This window comes from Rathayibacter sp. AY1E6, assembly GCF_002931115.1.
Taxonomy (GTDB): Bacteria; Actinomycetota; Actinomycetes; order Actinomycetales; family Microbacteriaceae; genus Rathayibacter.
Window position 1 is genome coordinate 246,920 of sequence record NZ_PSVK01000003.1, and the last position, 17,544, is coordinate 264,463.

Genomic DNA, 17,544 nt, shown 5'->3' on the forward strand with positions numbered 1-17,544 from the left:
CGCGGTGACCCGGCGGCACTGCCGCGTCGGGCGCGGACACGGTCGGATGGAGGAGTCCCGAGAGCCGGGGCCACGTACCGGAAGGCACGACCATGACGATCATCAGCGACGCGATCCTCGGATTCCAGGACCTGATCGGCCGCGTTCCCGAGCTCGTGCAGCCCCTCGTCGTCGCCGCGGCCGGGGCCGTCCCCTTCATCGAGGGCGAGGGAGCGGCGAGCATCGGGATCATCGGCGGCATCCACCCGGTCGTCGCCGGGCTCGCCGGGGCGATCGGCAACTTCGTCTGCGTGGCGCTGCTCGTGCTGCTGGGCACCGGCGTCCGCTCGGCGATCACGGGCCGCTCGGAGGCGAAGCGGACGACTCCGCGGCGCGAGAAGTTCCAGCGGGCCTTCACCCGCTACGGCGTCCCGGGCGTGAGCCTGCTGGGGCCGCTGCTGCTCCCGACGCACTTCACCGCGGTGATGCTGGCGGGCGCCGGAGTCGGCCGCGGGCGGATCCTGCTCTGGCAGGGCGTCGCGATCGCGCTGTGGACGACGGTGCTCACGGTGATCGTCGGGCTCGCGGTCTCGGGCGCGACGCAGGCGGGCTGAGCGGGCCGGACACGGTCCTGAAGCGTGCGACCCCGGTCGCGTAGAGGCGTTCGCGCCACCGGTCAGTGCCGGATGCGCCGTCCCGGTCCGCCGTCCGGATCCGCCGGGCCGGCGGACTGCAGGTGGGTGTGCAGGCGGATGAGGGTGTCGCGCAGCCGGGTCTTGACGGTGCCGAGCGGGATCGACAGCTCCTCCGCTATTTCGGAGTGGCTGTACCCGCGGACGTAGGCGAGGTAGAGGACGTCGTGGTGGATGGCGGCGAGCTGCCGGATCGCGCCGGCCGCGGGCGCCAGGGCCAGCCGGACGTCCGAGCGCTCCCACTCGTGATCGCGCGGCCGGTCGAGGACCGTGTACTGCAGCTCCCGGCGCCGCGCCGACCGGTCCGCACGGGCGCGGTCCACGGCCCGGCGGTGCGCGACCTGGGCCAGGAAGGCGAGCACGGGACGGCCCGGGTCGAGCGAGCGCGCGGTGCGCCAGAGCTCGAGGTAGACCTCCTGCGCGACCTCCTCGGCGGCGGCGCGGTCGTCGAGCACGGCGTCCGCGACGGAGACGACCCTGCCCGCGGTGAGCGAGTAGAGCTGCCGGAAGGCGGTCCGGTCGCCCGCGCAGACCCGCAGCAGCAGGGCCGCCGACCGCGCAGGGCCGTCCCCGGGCTCAAGCCGCTTGCCCGTCATCGTCGACACAGGGCTCAGCCTGGCACCGCGGACGCGCTCCTCCCGAGGTCGCCCCCTGTGAGGTGGCCCCCGTTAGAGGCTCACTTTCACAGGAGTCCGCCGATGCGCGCCGCACGCCCGCCGATGTGCGGCCCCGGTCGCGCGCGGGGCCCGTGCGGCGGCGTCGACGGACTGGCCCGCCCGTCAGGCGGCGACGCGCGCGTTCGACTGCGCGAGGAGAGCGACCGAGCGCAGGCGCGCCTCCGTCTGCAGCGACGCGTGGGCGACGATGACCTCGTCGGCGTCGGCGGAGCGGGCGAAGTCGGCGGCGTAGTCGGCCACCTGGTCGCCGGTGCCGACACCGGTGTAGGTGGTCATGCTCGCGACGTGGGCGCCGATCGGGGCGCTGAGCAGGGCGTCGAGCTCCTCGTCGTCGAAGGTCTGGCCGACGGGGATCTGCCCACTCTGGCGCAGCAGCATCATCAGGCGGGCGCGCTTCATCTGCGCGAACTGCTCCTGTGCGTCCTCCTCGGTGTCGGAGGCGATGGCGTTCATCCCGGCGATCACGTAGGGCGCGTCGAGCTGCTCGGAGGGGCGGAAGCCGCGGCGGTACTCCGCGACGGCCTGGTGCAGCGCGTCCGGAGCGAAGTGCGAGGCGAACGCGTACGGCAGGCCCAGAGCGGCCGCGAGCTGCGCGCCGAAGAGCGAGGAGCCGAGGATGTAGAGGGGGACGCGGGTGCCGGCGCCCGGCGTCGCGCTCACTCCGGGGATGCGGGACTCGCCGGCGAGGAACGCCTGCAGCTCCAGCACGTCCTGCGGGAAGCGCTCGGAGGAGTCGGGGTCGCGGCGGAGCGCGCGGAAGGTCGCCTGATCGCTGCCGGGGGCGCGGCCGAGTCCGAGGTCGATCCGGCCCGGGTGCAGCGTCTCGAGGGTGCCGAACTGCTCGGCGATGGTGAGCGGGGAGTGGTTCGGCAGCATGACGCCGCCGGAGCCGAGGCGGATCGTGGAGGTCTGCGAGGCGACGTGCGCGATGAGCACAGAGGTCGCGCTGGAGGCGATGCTCGCCATGTTGTGGTGCTCGGCGTACCAGACGCGGCGGTAGCCGTTGCGCTCGGCCTCCTGGGCCAGGGCGACGGAGGCGGCGAAGCTGTCGCGAGCGGTCTCACCGGGGGCGATGGGGGCGAGGTCGAGGATGGAGAGGGGAACGCTCATGGTGAGGGCAACGCCCGCGACGGCTCCGGTGTTCCCGTCGCGGGCGCCTTCCTCACGCCTCGGGGATGTCGCGGCCGTACGCCTCCAGCGTCACGGCCTCGGGCTCCGGTCCGCCGCGCACGCCGGCCTCGAGGGCGTCGATCCGGGCGAGCTCCGAGCCGGAGAGCGCGAAGTCGAACACGTCGATGTTCTCGGCGATGCGCTCGGGGCGGGTCGACTTCGGGATGACCTGGCGGCCCTCCTGCAGGTGCCAGCGCAGCATCACCTGCGCGGCCGTCTTCCCGTACTTGGCGCCGAGCTCGAGGAGCACCGGGTCGTCGAAGCTGCGGCGCGGGGAGTCGCGGTAGGCGGTGATGCCGCCGATCGGCGACCAGGCCTGGGTGAGGATGTCGTTCTCGCAGCCGAAGCGCTCGACCCGCCGCTGCTGGAAGTACGGGTGCACCTCGAGCTGGTTCACCGCGGGGACGACGTCGGTCTCGGCGAGCAGGCGGGTGAGGTGCTCGACCATGAAGTTGCTCACGCCGATCGCCCGCACCCTCCCGTCGGCGAGCAGCCGCTCGAGCGCCCGGTAGGCGTCGAGGGTGCGATCGAAGGCCTCGGGCAGGGCCTGGTGCAGGATCAGCAGGTCGATCCGCTCGACGCCGAGCTTGCCCGCGCTCTTGTCGAAGGCGTGCAGCGTCTCGTCGTAGCCGTAGTCGCTGATCCACACCTTCGTCTCGAGGAAGACGTCGTCGCGGCCGGCGATCGCCTCGCCCACCTCGCGCTCGTTGCCGTAGGCCGCCGCCGTGTCGATGTGCCGGTACCCCGCGTCGAGCGCGGCGGCGACGGCGGCGCGGGTCTCGTCGGGCGGAGTCTGGAAGACGCCGAGTCCGAGGGCGGGGATCTCGACACCGTTGTGGAGAGTGAACGTGTTCATGAGCCCACGCTACGTCCGCAGACGCCGAGTCGCCCGGGAAGCCGCGCGCGACTCCTCAGGCGACCCGTCGCTCCGGCCCTGCTCAGCCGTCGATCGGCAGCAGGATCCCCTTCACCGTCTCGTCCGTGGCGAGGAACTCCTGCACGGCCGGGTCCTGGAAGGCCTGGACGAGCTTCTTCACGTTCTCGGTGTCGCGGTACTTCGAGCCGATGGTGAGCTGCCCGGCGAAGTCGTCGGGGGCCTGCGGGGCGAAGATCTGCTGCTCGATCGGGATGCCGGCGGCGAGGTAGTACTCGGTGTAGCCGACGGCCGCGTCGAGGTCCGGCAGCGCGCGCGACTGGGCGGCGAAGTCGAGCAGGGTGAACTGCAGGTTCTTCGGGTTCTCGGCGATGTCGTCCTGGGTCGCGGTGCCCGGCTCCGTGCCCGGCTTCAGCGTGATCAGGCCGGCGTTCTGCAGCAGCCAGAGGCCCTGCGCCTCGTTGGCGGGGTCGGAGTAGAGCGAGACCGTGCCGCCGTCGGGGATCTGGGAGACGTCGGAGTACTTGTCGCTCCAGAGCCCGAAGCCCCAGCGGAAGACGGGGGTGGCCGCCTCCTCCTCGAAGTCGGGGTTGGCCTCGAGCACCTGTCCCAGCCAGAGCTTGTGCTGGTACACCGTGGCCGCGACCTCGCCCTCGCTCACCGCGCGGTTGATGGTGTTGCTGTCCGAGAGCCCCTTGAAGGCGACGGTGATGCCGTAGCGCGGCGCCACCTCCTCCGCGACGAAGTCGACCAGGGCCTGCTCGGAGGCGTTGCCCTCGGCGGTCGCGACGTAGAGCGTCGCGCCCTCCTGCTCGTTGGCCGAGACGGCGGGGGAGAGGAGCGGGACGGCGATCGCGGAGGCGACGCCGACCACGACGACGGCCGCTCCGGCGATCCAGGGCCAGCGGCGCTTCTTCTTGAGATCGAATCCGAGGTCGTCGGGAGTGGACATGGCGGTGCCTTTCGAAAAGGGGGTGCGCGGGCGCGCGGGAGGGGCGCCCGAGGGCGCAGGAGGAGGAGTGGTGGTTCTAGACGGCGGCCGCGACCCGGGGCGCTCGCCGCGAGCGGGAGGCGCCGGGCGTGGTCGCGCGGACGAGGGCGTCGCCGGTGAGCTGCACGGTCGCGACGGTGGCGACCAGGATCACGATGGTGGCGAGCATGACGGTGGTGTCGAAGCGCTGGTAGCCGTAGGTCACCGCGACGTAGCCGATGCCGCCGGCGCCGATCGTGCCGGCGATCGCCGAGTACTCGATCATCGCGATCGTGTTGATCGTCAGGCCGCCGATGATCTGCGGCACCGCCTCGCTCAGCTGGGCGGTCCGCACCACCTGCAGCCGCGACGCTCCGGAGGCGCGGGCGACGCGGGTGAGCGAGAGCGGCACGCTGCGCAGCGCGTTCTCGACGATGCGGGTGAAGAAGGCGATCCCCGCGATCGACATCGGCACGACGGCCGCCGCGATCCCGATGTTGGTGCCGGTGATCAGGCGCGTGAACGGCATGATCGACGCCATCAGGATGAGGAACGGCAGCGAGCGGCCGACGCTGATGACGGCGCTGAGCACCTGGTGAGCGGCCCGGTTCTCGGCCAGCCCGCCCGGAGCGAGGTTGTGCACGAGAGCGCCCAGCGGCACGCCGACCAGCACCACGATCGCCATGACGATGCCGACCATGATCAGCGTCTCGCCGAGCGCCGGCAGCACCAGCGCGGGGATCTGCTCGAGCGGGACCTTGTTGTCGAGGTGGAGGATCATGCCGCCACCTCCTCGGCGAGGACGCGCACGCCGGCGGGCCGGACCGACAGGCCGAGCTCGGCCGCCGCACGGGTGAGCCGCGCCTCGTCGACCGGGCCGAGCCCGATCGTCGCGTGGCCGACCGCCTGCCCGTCCACCGTCTCGATCGCCGCGCCGAGCAGCGAGACGGGGCCGACCGCCTCCGCGAGCCGGGTGACCCAGTCGGTCGGCACTCCGGAGCGGGAGTAGCCCACCACCCATTCGCCCAGACCCGGGCCGGGCGCGACGGAGGGGCGCACCGGGTTGAGGGCGAGGCCGAGCGGGGACGCGGGGTCGCGCAGCAGGTCGACGAGGCGCCCCGACTCCACGATGCGGCCGTGGTCGAGGCGGGCGACGGAGTCGGCCACCTGGCGCACCGTCTCCATCTCGTGGGTGATGAAGAGGATCGAGAGGCCCAGGTCGTCGCGCAGCTCCTTCAGGAGCGTGGTGATCGCGGTGGTCGAGGCGGGGTCGAGGCCCGAGGTGGCCTCGTCCGAGAGCAGCACCGAGGGGCGGAGGGCGAGAGCGCGGGCGATGCCGACGCGCTGGCGCTGACCACCGGAGAGCTGGTGCGGGTAGTAGCGGGCGCGGTCCGAGAGGCCGACGCGCTCGAGCAGCTCCGCGACGCGGCGCTTCGTCTCGGCGGCGGTGACGCCGAGGTACTCCAGCGGTAGCGCCACGTTCTGCTCGGCCGTGCGGCGGCTGAAGAGTCCGTCGGACTGGAAGACGGTGCCGATGCGGCGGCGGGCGACGCGCAGCCGCTCCTCCGAGAGCTGCGAGAGCGCCTCCCCGTTGACGACGACCGTGCCCGAGGTGGGCCGCTCCAGGAGGTTCACGCAGGCGGCGAGCGTGCTCTTGCCCGCGCCGCTCGGGCCGACGACGGCGAAGATCTCGCCGGTCGCGACCGAGAAGTCGAGGCGGTCGAGCACGGTCGCCGGACCGTACGACTTGCTGAGCTGCTCGAGCCGGATCATCGCGTTCCTTCGGACGGGTCGGGCGGCCGCGGCCTCTCCGCGTCGTCCCGGACACGATGATGGAGCACCGCGGGCCCGCCCGTCCCGGCCCGCGTCGCCCGGCGTAATCCTTCGTCGCCGGGCGTAACAGTGCGCGGGGCGGAGGGGGTCGCTCACGCCGGTCCCGCCGCTGCCGGGCGCGGCAGGGCGCTCCCGTTCAGCTCGCGGCGGCCGCCGCGCGGGGGCTCTCGGCGCTCGCCTCGCGGTCGAAGCGCTCGCGGCTGAAGACCTGATCGGCTGTCGTCAGAGCGAGGCCGATCACGCCCGCCAGCTCGCCCAGGTCCGACGTGTGGATGGTCAGGTGCCGCGTGGCGAGCGGGTGGGTGCGCAGGTAGACGCGCTCGCGCAGGCCCGACATCAGCACCTCGCCGCAGTCGCCGAGCTGGCCCGAGATCACGATGGTCCGCGGGTTGAGGATGTTGACGAGGTCGGCGACCGCCTCGCCGAGGACGCGGCCGGCCTGGCGCACCGCCTGGGTGGCGCGCATGTCGCCGCGGAGCACGCGGGCCGTGACGTCGGCGACGTGCTTGATCGAGGGGTCGTCGGCCGAGAGGTCGCGGACGAGGGCCCAGCCGCTCGCATACGCCTCCACGCAGCCGGCGTTGCCGCAGCGACAGGGCAGCGGATCCGCGTCGACCGTGCCCGTGACCGCGCGGGTGTGGCCGATGTCGCCGGCCGCGCCGACGGCTCCGCGGATCGTCGCTCCGTTGAAGACGAGGCCCGAGCCGATGCCGGTGCCGAGCTTCAGGCTGATCAGGTTGTCGGAGCCGTGGTGGCGCGACTCGGCGAGGGCGCGGGCGTTCGCGTCGTTCTCGATGACGACCTGCACGCCCTCGTACGGCTCGGCGAAGTAGCCGGCGATGTCGAAGTCGTCCCAGCCGGTCATGATCGGCGGGTTGCGCACGCGCCCGGCGGCGAACTCGACCGGCCCCGGGACTCCGACGCCGATGCCGGCGACCGCGTCGCCCTGCTGCAGCCGCTCGAACGCGGCGATCACCAGCGAGAGCACGGCGTCCGGCCCCTCCCAGACGTCGACGACGCCGCTCTCGTGCCGGAGGGGGGTGCCGCGCAGGTCGCAGGCGGCGGCGACGAATCCGCTCGCCCCGATGTCGGCGGTGAGGAACACCGTGCCGACCAGGTTCATCGCGAACATGCTCGAGGGGCGCCCGCCGGTCGACTCGCCGCCGGTGGTGGGGGCGATCAGGCCGAGCTCCACGAGGGTCGCGAGGCGCTGGTTGACGGTGGAGCGGGAGAGCCCCGTCTGCTCCATCACCGCGTTGCGCGAGACCTCGCCCTGCTCGCGGAACAGCGCGAGGACGTCGGCCACGTGCGAACCGGCCTCGCCGGTGGAGTACCCCGTCATCGCTCCCCCTCTTGTCACGGTCAGCGTACATGCCTGCCGACGGGAAACCTGAAGTTCCCCGACTTTCGTATTGCGGTAACGCGAAAGTCCCGGTAGTTTTCACACACCGGCACGCAGTGGTGCCACTGATCCTCAAGGATGACGATGAACCGCACAGCACGCCGCCTCCTCCCGGTTCTCGCACCGGTCGGCGCCCTCGCACTCCTCCTCACCGGCTGCGCCTCGGGTGGCGACACGGCCGCCGGCGGCTCCGGATCGACCAAGGTCGCCGCGGTCATCAAGGGCCTCGACAACCCCTTCTTCCAGGCGATGGAGAACGGCATCGAGGACACCGCGAAGGACGACTCCGTGGACGTCTCGGTGCAGGCCGCCGCCGACATCGGCGACACCACCGGCCAGGCCGACAAGCTCACCACGGTCGCCGGCCAGGACTTCGGCTGCCTGATCGTCAACCCGATCAGCGGCACGAACCTGGTGCAGGCCCTCGCCTCCGCCACCGGCAAGACGATCGTCAACATCGACAGCCCGCTCGACCCCGACGCGGTCGAGGCCGCGAACCTCGACGTCACCACCTACATCGGCACCGACAACGAGGCCGCGGGCGGCAAGGCCGGCGACTTCCTCCTGCAGCAGCTGCCCGCCGGCTCCGAGGTCGCCGTCATCGGCGGAGTCTCGGGAGACGTCACCAGCGCCGCCCGCGTCGACGGCTTCACCGCCGCGATCGGCTCCGACCTCACCGTCGTCCAGGAGGCCGCGGCCGACTGGAAGCGCGAGGTCGCGCTGACCAAGGCGACCGACATCCTCGCCGCGAACCCCGACGTGAAGGCGTTCTTCGCCGCGAACGACGACATGGGCCTCGGCATCGTCAAGGCCGTCGAGAACGCGGGCCTCACCGGCTCCGTCCAGGTGGTCAGCGTCGACGGCAACGAGGACGCGCTGCAGTCGGTGAAGGACGGCGGCCTCACCGCCACCGTCGCCCAGTACCCCTACGCGATCGGCCAGCTCGGCGTGCAGGCGTGCGAGGCCGTCGGCGCCGGCGAGGAGATCCCCGCCGAGATCGAGTCGCCCACCGCGCTCGTGACCTCCGAGACCGCGGAGCAGGCCCTCGGCGCCTTCCCCCAGCCGTTCGAGGAGTTCGACAACCCGCTCGCCGCGCTCGTCCCCAGCAAGTAGGACCTCCCGCCCATGGCAACCCAGGAAGCGACCATGACCTCAGTCACCGCCCGACCCCCGGCCAGCGCCTCCCCGCTGCTGTCGAACCTCCGTCAGCTCAGCTTCTGGGCCGAGAACGCCGCACCGATCGGGCTCGTCGCCCTGGTGATCGTGTTCTCGATCGCGACGCCGACGTTCCTCAGCCTCGGCAACATCAAGGCGATGCTCGTCGCCGCCGCGATCCTGGTCATCCTCTCGATCGGCCAGTCCTTCGTCATCACCACCGGCGGCATCGACCTCTCGATCTCGGCGACGATGACCGTCGGAGCGGTCGGCTTCGGCATCGGCTGGAGCGCCGGCTGGGGCTTCTGGCTCTCGGCGCTCGCGGCCCTGCTCTTCGCGGGGCTGATCGGAGTGATCAACGGCTTCCTGATCGCGAAGGGCAAGGTCACCGACTTCATCGCGACACTGGGCACGCTCTCGGTGGCGACCGGACTCGCGCTGATCGTCTCCGACGGCAAGCCGATCACGGTCGGCAGCCCCGAGCTGCTCCGCCTCACCACCGGCTCGATCGGGATCATCGGCTACCCGATCATCCTGGCCGCGGTCATCGGAGTCGTCGCCTGGGTCGTCATGTTCCGCACCCGCTTCGGCCTGCACGTGCAGGCGGTCGGCGGCAACGAGGAGAGCGCGGTCGCCAACGGCATCAAGGCCGGACGCGTGCGCATCGCGGTGTACATCATCGCCGCCGTCCTCGCCGGAGTCGGCTCGCTCCTCCTCGTCGCCCGCGTCGGCGCCGCGGAGCCGGCCATCAACACGCAGTACCTGCTCAACTCCATCGCGGCCGTCGTGCTCGGCGGAGTGAGCCTCACCGGCGGCAAGGCCAAGATCGTCGGCCCGATCATCGGAGCGTTCCTCCTGACCGCGCTGACCAACGGCCTGACCCTGCTCGGCGTCTCGCAGTTCTACCAGCCCCTCGCCGTCGGCCTGGTGGTCGTGCTCGCCGCCCTCATCACCCGCTACCAGAAGAAGTGAGCCCAGCCATGACCAGCGACATCCTGCTCGAAGCGCGGGACATCAAGAAGTCCTTCGGCGGCGTCCACGCTCTCAAGGGAGCGTCGATGTCGATGCGCCGCGGCGAGATCACCGCCCTGATCGGCGACAACGGCGCGGGCAAGTCCACCCTCGTCCGCTGCCTCTCCGGGGTGCACCCCGCCGACTCCGGCACCATCACCCTCGACGGCGACGTGGTGCACTTCACCACTCCGCTCGGCGCGCGGGACGGCGGCATCGAGACGGTGCACCAGACCCTCGCCCTGGTCGAGGACCTGACCGTGTGGCAGAACTTCTTCCTCGGCCGCGAGCTCACCAAGGGCGTGCCCGGGGTGCGGTTCCTCGACCGCACGCAGATGAAGAAGACGGCCCAGGAGCTTCTCGGCGACCTCGCCGTGAACGTCCCGCCGGTCACCAGCAAGGTCCGCCGCCTCTCGGGCGGCCAGCGCCAGGCGGTCGCGATCGCCCGGGCCGCGGGCTGGGGCAGCAAGATCGTGATCATGGACGAGCCGACCGCGGCGCTCGGCGTTCAGGAGACGGCACGCGTCGAGAAGATCATCCTCAAGCTGCGCGACGCCGGAGTGGCCGTGCTGCTGATCAGCCACAACTTCGACCAGGTGATGCGCCTGAGCGACCAGGTGTGGGTGATGCGCGCGGGCCTCGCCGTCGCCGGCCGCCGCACCGCCGAGACCAGCGGCGACGAGCTCGTCTCGCTGATCACGGGCGCGAAGGCCGCCTGATGCACCCCGAGTTCCTGCACCGCGGGAGCACGGAGCGCTCGTCGCCGATCGGGGTCCACGCGGGCCTGCTCGTCGGCGACTGGACGCCGGAGTCGGGGCGCCGCGCGATCGGCGCCGCCGCCTCGATCGGCTTCGACCTGATCGAGATCCCGGCTCCCGCCGACCCCGACGCCTCCGCGTGGACCGCCGACCTGCTCGACGAGCACGGGATCGACGCGGTCGTCTCGCTCGCGCTGGACGCCGACTCCGACATCACGGACCAGGCCACGGCCGGCCGCGGCGAGGAGCGGCTCCTGGCGGCCGTGCGGTTCGCCGAGGCGATCGGCGCGCGGTACGTCGGCGGAGTCACCTACTCGGCCATGCGCAAGTACGAGCACGCGGCCGACGCGGCTGCCCGCTCGCGCTCGCTCGACGTGCTGCGGAGGGTCGCCGCGGCCGCCGCTCCCGCCGGCGTCGTCGTCGGCGCGGAGTACGTGAACCGCTACGAGAGCAACCTGCTGAACACGGCCGCCCAGACCGCAGGGTTCCTCCGCGAGCTCGACGCGCCGAACGTGCTCCTGCACCTCGACACCTTCCACGCCCACCTCGAGGAGGTCGACCTCGCGAGCGCCGTCCGCGACGCCGGCGACCTGCTCGGCTACCTCCACGCCTCCGAGAACCACCGCGGAGAGCTGGGCACCGGGAGCACCGACTGGACCGGGCTCGCGGCGGCGCTCGCCGACTCCGGCTACCGCGGTCCGCTCACCCTCGAGAGCTTCTCGCCCGCCGTCCAGCCCCCGGCCTCGGCCGAGGGCATGGGTCTCTGGCGCGAGCTCTGGCACGACCCCGTCGCCCTCGCGACCTCCGGCCGCGCATTCCTCGCGGACCTGCTCGACACCGACCCCGCGGCCCGACGCCGCCCCTGAACCTCTCGAACCAAGGAGTACCACCATGACCACGAACCCTCTCGGAGTGCACGCCCTCGTCTTCGCCGGCGGCACCACCCCCGACGAAGTGACCGCGACGATCGAGCAGACCAAGGCGGCCGGATTCGACCTGCTGGAGCTCTCGCTGCACGACGTGCAGAACCTCGACACCGCCTCCGCCCGCGCCGCACTCGAGGCGAACGACCTCGGCATCGTCTGCTCCCGCGGCCTCGCCTTCTCGGCCGACGTCTCCAGCGACGACCCGGAGGTGGTGGCCCGCGGCGCGAAGCTGCTCGCCGACTCCCTCGAGACCACCCACGCGCTCGGCGGCACCCACTTCACCGGCGCCCTCTACAGCGCGCTCGGGAAGTACAGCGCGCCCCTCTCGGCCGCGGGCCGCGCGAACGTCGTCTCGGTGCTGACCGACCTCGCCGCCGAGGCCTCGACGAAGGGCATGACCCTCGGCCTCGAGATCTGCAACCGCTACGAGACCAACGTCATCAACACCGCGGCGGACGCCCTGCGCCTCGCCGACGACATCGGCGCCGACAACGTCCTGATCCACCTGGACACGTACCACATGAACATCGAGGAGGACGACTTCTTCCGCCCGGTGCTGCTGGTCGGGGATCGTCTCGGGTATGTCCACATCGGCGAGAACCACCGCGGCTACCTCGGCAGCGGCCACCTCGACTTCACGACGTTCTTCCACGCCCTCGCCGCGATCGACTACCGCGGACCCATCACCTTCGAGTCGTTCTCGTCGGCCGTCGTCTCGCCGACCCTCTCGAACGACCTCGCCGTGTGGCGGAACCTCTGGAACGACGGCCCCGCGCTCGCCCGCCACGCCCACGGCTTCCTGGTGAACGCGCTGGAGAGCAGCCGTGGCGAGGCCTGAGACCGAGGTCGCGCCCGACGCGGTGCGGCCCGGCCTCGACGAGCTGGCCGGGCGCGCGCTCGCGCTGACCTCGCCGGGCCGCCGCGCGATCGTCGCGATCGCCGGCAGCCCCGGGGCCGGCAAGACCACGCTCGCCCGGGCGGTGGTCGCCCGCGCGAACGAGCTCGCGGGGGAGGGGACCGCCGCCTTCGTGCCGATGGACGGCTTCCACCTCGCCAACGCCACGCTCGACGAGCTCGGCCGCCACGACCGCAAGGGCGCCCTCGACACGTTCGACGGCTGGGGCTTCCTCGCCCTGGTGCGGAGGCTGCGCGCCGAGACCGACCACGTCGTCTACGCGCCCACCTTCGAGCGGACCGTCGACGAGGGAGTGGCCGGCGCGCTGGCCGTGCACCCCTCCGCGTCGCTCGTCGTGCTGGAGGGCAACTACCTCCTCGTCGACGAGGGCCCGTGGGCGCTGCTGCGCGCCGAGTTCGACGAGGCCTGGTTCTGCGCGACTCCCGAGACCGAGCGCTTCGAGCGCCTGGTCGACCGCCACGTCTCCTTCGGCCGCGCCCCCGAGGCGGCCTCCGCCTGGGCCTCCGAGGTCGACGGGCGGAACGCGCTGCTGATCGAGGCCACTCGCGACCGCGCCGACCTGATCGTGTCGGGGACGGCGGCGGAGGTGGTCTGACGCCCGATGTGGCGGAGGAGCGGTCCGCTTCGGGGCGCGACGTGGGCTCTCGGGCGTGTCCGGCCGGTCGATCGGTGGGACGACGGAGGACCCGTCGCCCGGCGGATGCGGTCTCGAGGGGTCGGTGTCAGGCTCGAGGGATGGACGACTCGACACGGAACTCCTCGGAACAGCCCGCTCCCACCACCCCGCCGGCCGCTGCGCCCCCCGGAGCCGGGCAGCCGCCCCTCCCCGTCGCTCTCCTCCTCCTGCTGCGGCGGAGCGACGGGCGGCCCGCGGCTTCGTCGGGCGCTCGCGACACCGTCCTGGCCGCCTCCGTCCTCGCAGAGCTCTCCCTCCAGCGGCGCGTCGAGGTGGACGCCGGAGCCGTCGCCCTCGGGCCGGAGCGGTCGGCGCTCGGGGACGCCGTGCTCGACGGGGCACTCGGGTGGATCGCAGCGGAGCGCGCACCGCGCAGCGTCTCCTGGTGGATCGCCCGCCTCACTCGGAGGGAGCTGCATGCCGCCCTCCTCGAGCGGGTCGCCGCCGTGGAGCCGGTGGAGGACGAGCGGCTGCGGATCCGGGTCGCCGAGGTCCTCGCGGCTCGGACGGCGCCCCTTCCGTCGGACGCGGCGCTCATCGGCCTGCTCGACGCGGCCGGAGCGCTCTCGCCGAGGCCCGGCATCCCGGACCGGCAGGCGATCCGGTCGCTCGCGGCGCAGCACTGGGCAGGGCCGGCGGCCGCCGCCGTCCTCGCGGGAACCGCCGCGAGCGTCACGGGAGCCGCGGTGATCGCGGCGACGACGACGGTCACGATCACCGGCATGTGATCCGATGCGTGCGACTCGCTGAAGCCGCGCGTCCCTACTCCGCCGGGTAGTCGGGCGCGACGAAGACGCAGAACGGGTGGCCGGCCGGATCGGCGAGGACGTGGAGCGCCTCCTCCGGGTCGACGCTCCTGTCCTCGATCAGCTCGGCGCCGAGGGCGAGCGCCCGGGTCTTCTGCCGGTCGAGCTCGTCCGCGTCCGCGACCATGAAGTCGAGGTGCAGCTGCTGCGGGACGGGCCCCTCCGGCCAGGTCGCGCGCGGCAGGGCGGCCACCCGCTGGAACGTGAGCTTCGCGCCGTCGGCGGTGACGATCGCGACCCACTCCGCCTCGTCGTCCGAGCCGTCCGCGGGCGGCTCGTCGCCGGGGCGGTACTCGCCGCCGAGCAGGGCGAGGTAGAAGGCGGAGAGGGCGCGAGCGTCCTCCGTGTCGAGGACGACCTGGCGCAGGCGCATGCGGGCAGGGTACCGCCGGACGGCACCGGAGAGGGATGACGTGCTGTGCGGGACGGCTGCGGCGGGCCGGGCGTCGTGGGTCGCGGCCCGACGTCGGCGGAGAAGGGGGTCCCTGCCCCGACACGGCAGGCAGGCCCCTCTCGGCCGAGGTCGTGCAGCTCTCCGACCGCGCCGCCCTGCCACTCCGCGCCCGCTTCCTCAACCCCTCCCGGCTCCCGGCCTCGCGCCAGGGCCCGGCGCGTACTGTGGCGGCTGACTCACGACGGCTACGAGGGAGACACCATGACGGAGCAGATCGGAATCCCCGAGGCCGCGGCACTGGGGAGCGAGCGGCGGAGCATCGCGATCCTCGGAGCGGGCGGCGACCTCACCGAGCGGCTGCTGCTGCCGGGCCTGGGCCGGGTGGCCGAGCTCGCGCGCGACCTCGAGCTCACGCTGATCGGCGCGGCGCGCACGCCCCAGACCGACGAGGAGTGGCAGAGCCTCGTCCGCCGCAGCCTCGAGGCGGCCGGAGTCGCCGCGCACACGGTCGAGGCCCTCGCGTCGCGCGCGCGCTTCGTCGCCACCGACGCCTCCGACCCGGAGCAGCTGAAGGCCCTCCTCGACGCCTGCCCGTCGACTCCGGTGCTCTACGTCGCCCTGCCGCCGGCGATGGGGCACAAGGTCGCCGCCTCGCTCGCCGAGCTCGACCTGCCCGAGGAGCTGGTCGTCGCCATCGAGAAGCCGTTCGGCGAGGACCTCGACGACGCGATCGCCCTCAACGCGGCGTTCGCGAAAGTCCTCCCCGAGAGCCGCCTCTGGCGCATCGACCACTTCCTCGGCAACGCGACCGTGCTGGGGATGCTGGGCCTGCGCTTCGGCAACAGCCTGCTGGAGGCGAGCTGGAGCGCCGAGTGGATCGAGAAGGTCGAGATCGTCTACGACGAGACGCTCGGCATCGAGGGCCGCGCGGCCTTCTACGAGAAGACCGGCGCGCTGCGCGACATGCTGCAGAGCCACCTCCTGATGGTGCTCGCGCTGACCACGATGGAGCGCCCCGACGAGGTCGCGCCCGACGAGGTCCACGCGCGCATGGCCGAGGTGCTCGGCGCCGTGCGGCTCTGGCGCGACGACCCCTCCTCCGCCCGCCGAGCCCGCTACACCGAGGGCCGCGTCGACGGCCGCTTCTTCCCCTCCTACGTCGACGAGCCCGACGTCGACCCCGAGACCGGCACCGAGACCCTCGCGCAGCTGCTGCTCCAGGTCGACACTCCGCGCTGGGCGGGCGTCCCCTTCGTCCTCCGCTCCGGCAAGGCGATCGGCGACCCGCGCCGGGAGGTGGCGATCCACTTCCGCGCCGCCACGCCCCCGCGCGGCCTGCAGGCGGCCGAGGGCGACGCCGGGACGGTCCTCCGGATCGGTCTCAAGGGCGGCGACGTCAGCCTCGACCTGGTCGTGAACAGCGCCGACGAGCTGACCGATCTCGAGCGCACCACCCTGACGGCGCAGCCCGGCGCGGCCACGCTCGACCCCTACGCGCAGGTCCTCGCCGGGATCCTGCAGGGCGACACCCTGCTCTCGGTCCCGGGCGACGTGGCCGAGCAGTGCTGGCGCATCATCACTCCGGTGCTCTCCGCCTGGGCCGCGGGCGACGCTCCGCTGGACGAGTACGAGGCGGGGAGCGCGGGGCCCGAGGGCTGGTGAGCGCGCGGTGAGGCGGGCGGGCTGAGGCGTCGGCGCGTGGCATGATGCGGGGTCGGGTCCGCCGACGCCGGTCGCGTCGCCTCCCGCCCGGCTCCGCTGCTGGCCGTCCCGCTGGTCGACCCGTGCCGCCGGTCGACCGGCCGGTCGGTGGACCTTGCCGCCCATCGACCCTCCCGCTCGTTGACCCTCCCGCCGGGGGAGACGGGATGCTGGAGGCATGGTGGGCATCGGGGAGTACGCAGGCATCACGGGTCTGAGCGTGAAGGCGCTCCGGCACTACGACGAGAAGGGCGTGCTGGTCCCGGCGGAGGTCGACGAGCGGTCGTCGTACCGCCGGTACGCCGACGCCCAGGTCCGGGTCGGAGTCGTGATCAGCGCCCTCCGGAGCGCGGGGGTGCCGCTGCCCGAGGTCGCAGCGGCGACTCGAGCCGGCACCGCGGCGGAGGCGCTGCAGGCGCACAGGGAGCGCGTGCTCGCGGAGCGGGAGCAGGAGGACCGGGCGTTCGAGGCCGCCGAGGTGACGCTGCGGGCGCTCGCCGTGCCGGTCGAGGTCGCCGAGCGGACGATGCCGGCGCAGCCGTACGTCGGCCAGGTCCTCACGATCGCCCTGGACGAGGCCGACGGGCCGGGCGACGACGAGGCGAACGAGATCTTCGGCGCGCTCGCCACCCGAGTGCACGCGGCAGGGCTCGGGCCGACGGGACGTTTCTGGACGGCGCTCCGGGCGGGCGAGCCGGGTTCGGTGGAGCTCGTCTGCTGCTGGCCGACGTCGGCGGAGGCGGAGGGCGACCTCGCCGATCTCGCCGCGATCCTCCCGGCGCGCACCGAGCTGGTCGCCACCTGGCGCCCCCGCGACGGGGAGGAACCGCCCGAGGGGACCCTGCATCCGGCGATCGTCGCGCTCTTCGACGCCGCCGGAGACCGCGGCCTGCGGCTCGACGGGGTCGAGGTGCGGCAGACGGTGCTGGGGGAGGGGCCGGAGGACGTGGCGGTCGAGGTGTCGCTGACGGTCGCGGGGTGAGGGAGGCCGGGGCGTGCCTCAGGTGGGCCGGGTGCCAGCGCTCGAGGACCGGCTCGGCAGGACCGGCTCCTCAGGACCGAGCGGAGGCGGGTGTGGCGCCGTCCGGCCGATCCCGCGCCACTTCGTGCCGCGGTCCGGGCCGTCTCCGTAGGCTCCGACGCATGACGAGCGGAGTCGAGGCCGGAGTCCATCGCGGTGACGAGCGGACGGTCCTCGACCGCCCGTGGTTCGCGGTCGCGGCCTCCCTGGTCTTCGCCTTCGGCTGGCTGGTGATCCCCGGCGTCGGCTGGCTGATCGGCGCCGTCGCCGTTCTCTGCAGCTCGGCGTGGACGCGGTCCGAGAAGGGATCGGCGTTGGCGATCCCGCTGGTCGCGGCCGCTCTGGTCGGCAGCGGGGTCGGGCTCTTCTACGGTCTGCACGGCGCGCCGAGCTCCAGCCTGACGACGTGGACGGTGGTGGGGGCCGGGATGCTGGCGGGAGGCGCGGCGACTGCGCTTCTGGGGGTCCGGCTGTGCGCTCGGGCACTCCGCCGGCCGGAGGAGTCCGCTGGAGGCTCGCTCTCACCAGCTGCCCCGGCCTCGGGCGCGCACGACGTCAGCTGAGAGGAGGGGGCGCGGGCTCC

Annotated in this window: 19 protein-coding genes; 11 read left to right on the plus strand and 8 right to left on the minus strand. The window is 73.1% G+C overall.

The features are described 5' to 3' along the window. Nucleotides 1-92: 92 nt before the first annotated feature. Nucleotides 93-593 (plus strand): small multidrug efflux protein, encoded by a 501-nt coding sequence (locus C5C46_RS04650; RefSeq protein ID WP_104225805.1) that lies wholly within the window; start codon nucleotides 93-95, stop codon nucleotides 591-593. A gap of 62 nt (nucleotides 594-655) precedes the next feature. On the opposite strand, the gene C5C46_RS04655 is transcribed toward C5C46_RS04650, so the two are convergent. From C5C46_RS04655 to C5C46_RS04685, 7 genes are all read right to left on the minus strand, one after another. Then, on the minus strand, nucleotides 656-1,267 hold the full coding sequence (locus C5C46_RS04655; protein ID WP_258059337.1) for a sigma-70 family RNA polymerase sigma factor: 612 nt from the start codon (nucleotides 1,265-1,267) through the stop codon (nucleotides 656-658). Nucleotides 1,268-1,450: 183 nt separating this feature from the next. Beyond that, entirely contained in the window at nucleotides 1,451-2,458 is a 1,008-nt protein-coding gene (locus C5C46_RS04660; RefSeq protein ID WP_104222705.1) for an LLM class flavin-dependent oxidoreductase, read from the minus strand. Between the two features lie 52 nt (nucleotides 2,459-2,510). Next, entirely contained in the window at nucleotides 2,511-3,374 is an 864-nt protein-coding gene (locus C5C46_RS04665) for an aldo/keto reductase (protein ID WP_104222706.1), read from the minus strand. A gap of 82 nt (nucleotides 3,375-3,456) precedes the next feature. Then, a complete protein-coding gene (locus C5C46_RS04670; RefSeq protein WP_104225807.1) occupies nucleotides 3,457-4,344 on the minus strand; it encodes a MetQ/NlpA family ABC transporter substrate-binding protein in 888 nt (295 codons plus the stop codon). A 76-nt stretch (nucleotides 4,345-4,420) separates the two neighbouring features. Beyond that, nucleotides 4,421-5,143: a methionine ABC transporter permease gene (locus tag C5C46_RS04675; protein WP_104222708.1), complete on the minus strand. Its 723-nt coding sequence runs from the start codon at nucleotides 5,141-5,143 to the stop codon at nucleotides 4,421-4,423. Continuing rightward, the gene (locus tag C5C46_RS04680; RefSeq protein WP_104222709.1) at nucleotides 5,140-6,135 is read right to left on the minus strand and encodes a methionine ABC transporter ATP-binding protein; all 996 of its coding nucleotides are present in this window, start codon (nucleotides 6,133-6,135) and stop codon (nucleotides 5,140-5,142) included. The genes C5C46_RS04675 and C5C46_RS04680 overlap by 4 nt, the downstream gene beginning before the upstream one ends. Nucleotides 6,136-6,331: 196 nt before the next feature. Further along, the gene (locus C5C46_RS04685) at nucleotides 6,332-7,537 is read right to left on the minus strand and encodes an ROK family transcriptional regulator (protein ID WP_104225808.1); all 1,206 of its coding nucleotides are present in this window, start codon (nucleotides 7,535-7,537) and stop codon (nucleotides 6,332-6,334) included. Nucleotides 7,538-7,681: 144 nt separating this feature from the next. On the opposite strand from C5C46_RS04685, the gene C5C46_RS04690 reads away from it, so the two are divergent. From C5C46_RS04690 to C5C46_RS04720, 7 genes are all read left to right on the plus strand, one after another. Next, nucleotides 7,682-8,710, plus strand: coding sequence for a substrate-binding domain-containing protein (locus tag C5C46_RS04690; protein ID WP_104222713.1), 1,029 nt, complete (start codon nucleotides 7,682-7,684; stop codon nucleotides 8,708-8,710). A 33-nt stretch (nucleotides 8,711-8,743) separates the two neighbouring features. Continuing rightward, entirely contained in the window at nucleotides 8,744-9,724 is a 981-nt protein-coding gene (locus C5C46_RS04695; RefSeq protein WP_104225809.1) for an ABC transporter permease, read from the plus strand. Between the two features lie 8 nt (nucleotides 9,725-9,732). Next, a complete protein-coding gene (locus C5C46_RS04700; protein WP_104222715.1) occupies nucleotides 9,733-10,482 on the plus strand; it encodes an ATP-binding cassette domain-containing protein in 750 nt (249 codons plus the stop codon). After that, on the plus strand, nucleotides 10,482-11,387 hold the full coding sequence (locus C5C46_RS04705; RefSeq protein ID WP_104225810.1) for a sugar phosphate isomerase/epimerase: 906 nt from the start codon (nucleotides 10,482-10,484) through the stop codon (nucleotides 11,385-11,387). The genes C5C46_RS04700 and C5C46_RS04705 overlap by 1 nt, the downstream gene beginning before the upstream one ends. A 25-nt stretch (nucleotides 11,388-11,412) precedes the next feature. Next, nucleotides 11,413-12,285, plus strand: a complete 873-nt coding sequence (locus C5C46_RS04710; protein WP_104225811.1) for a sugar phosphate isomerase/epimerase — start codon at nucleotides 11,413-11,415, stop codon at nucleotides 12,283-12,285. Continuing rightward, nucleotides 12,272-12,958, plus strand: a complete 687-nt coding sequence (locus C5C46_RS04715) for a nucleoside/nucleotide kinase family protein (protein ID WP_219812260.1) — start codon at nucleotides 12,272-12,274, stop codon at nucleotides 12,956-12,958. The genes C5C46_RS04710 and C5C46_RS04715 overlap by 14 nt, the downstream gene beginning before the upstream one ends. Before the next feature lie 140 nt (nucleotides 12,959-13,098). After that, the gene (locus C5C46_RS04720; RefSeq protein ID WP_104225812.1) at nucleotides 13,099-13,767 is read left to right on the plus strand and encodes a GPP34 family phosphoprotein; all 669 of its coding nucleotides are present in this window, start codon (nucleotides 13,099-13,101) and stop codon (nucleotides 13,765-13,767) included. A gap of 34 nt (nucleotides 13,768-13,801) precedes the next feature. Here the strand turns inward: C5C46_RS04720 and C5C46_RS04725 are convergent, their stop codons facing one another. Further along, entirely contained in the window at nucleotides 13,802-14,218 is a 417-nt protein-coding gene (locus C5C46_RS04725; RefSeq protein ID WP_104225813.1) for a VOC family protein, read from the minus strand. 282 nt (nucleotides 14,219-14,500) lie between these two features. Between C5C46_RS04725 and C5C46_RS04730 the strand changes: the two genes are divergently transcribed. From C5C46_RS04730 to C5C46_RS04740, 3 genes are all read left to right on the plus strand, one after another. Beyond that, nucleotides 14,501-15,901 carry a glucose-6-phosphate dehydrogenase gene (locus tag C5C46_RS04730; RefSeq protein ID WP_104225814.1) on the plus strand — a complete coding sequence of 467 codons (1,401 nt, stop codon included), beginning with the start codon at nucleotides 14,501-14,503 and terminating at the stop codon, nucleotides 15,899-15,901. A 217-nt stretch (nucleotides 15,902-16,118) separates the two neighbouring features. Beyond that, nucleotides 16,119-16,922: a MerR family transcriptional regulator gene (locus tag C5C46_RS04735; protein ID WP_104225815.1), complete on the plus strand. Its 804-nt coding sequence runs from the start codon at nucleotides 16,119-16,121 to the stop codon at nucleotides 16,920-16,922. Nucleotides 16,923-17,083: 161 nt separating this feature from the next. After that, complete coding sequence (locus tag C5C46_RS04740) at nucleotides 17,084-17,524, plus strand: hypothetical protein (RefSeq protein WP_104225816.1); 441 nt, start codon at nucleotides 17,084-17,086, stop codon at nucleotides 17,522-17,524. Nucleotides 17,525-17,544 lie beyond the last annotated feature (20 nt).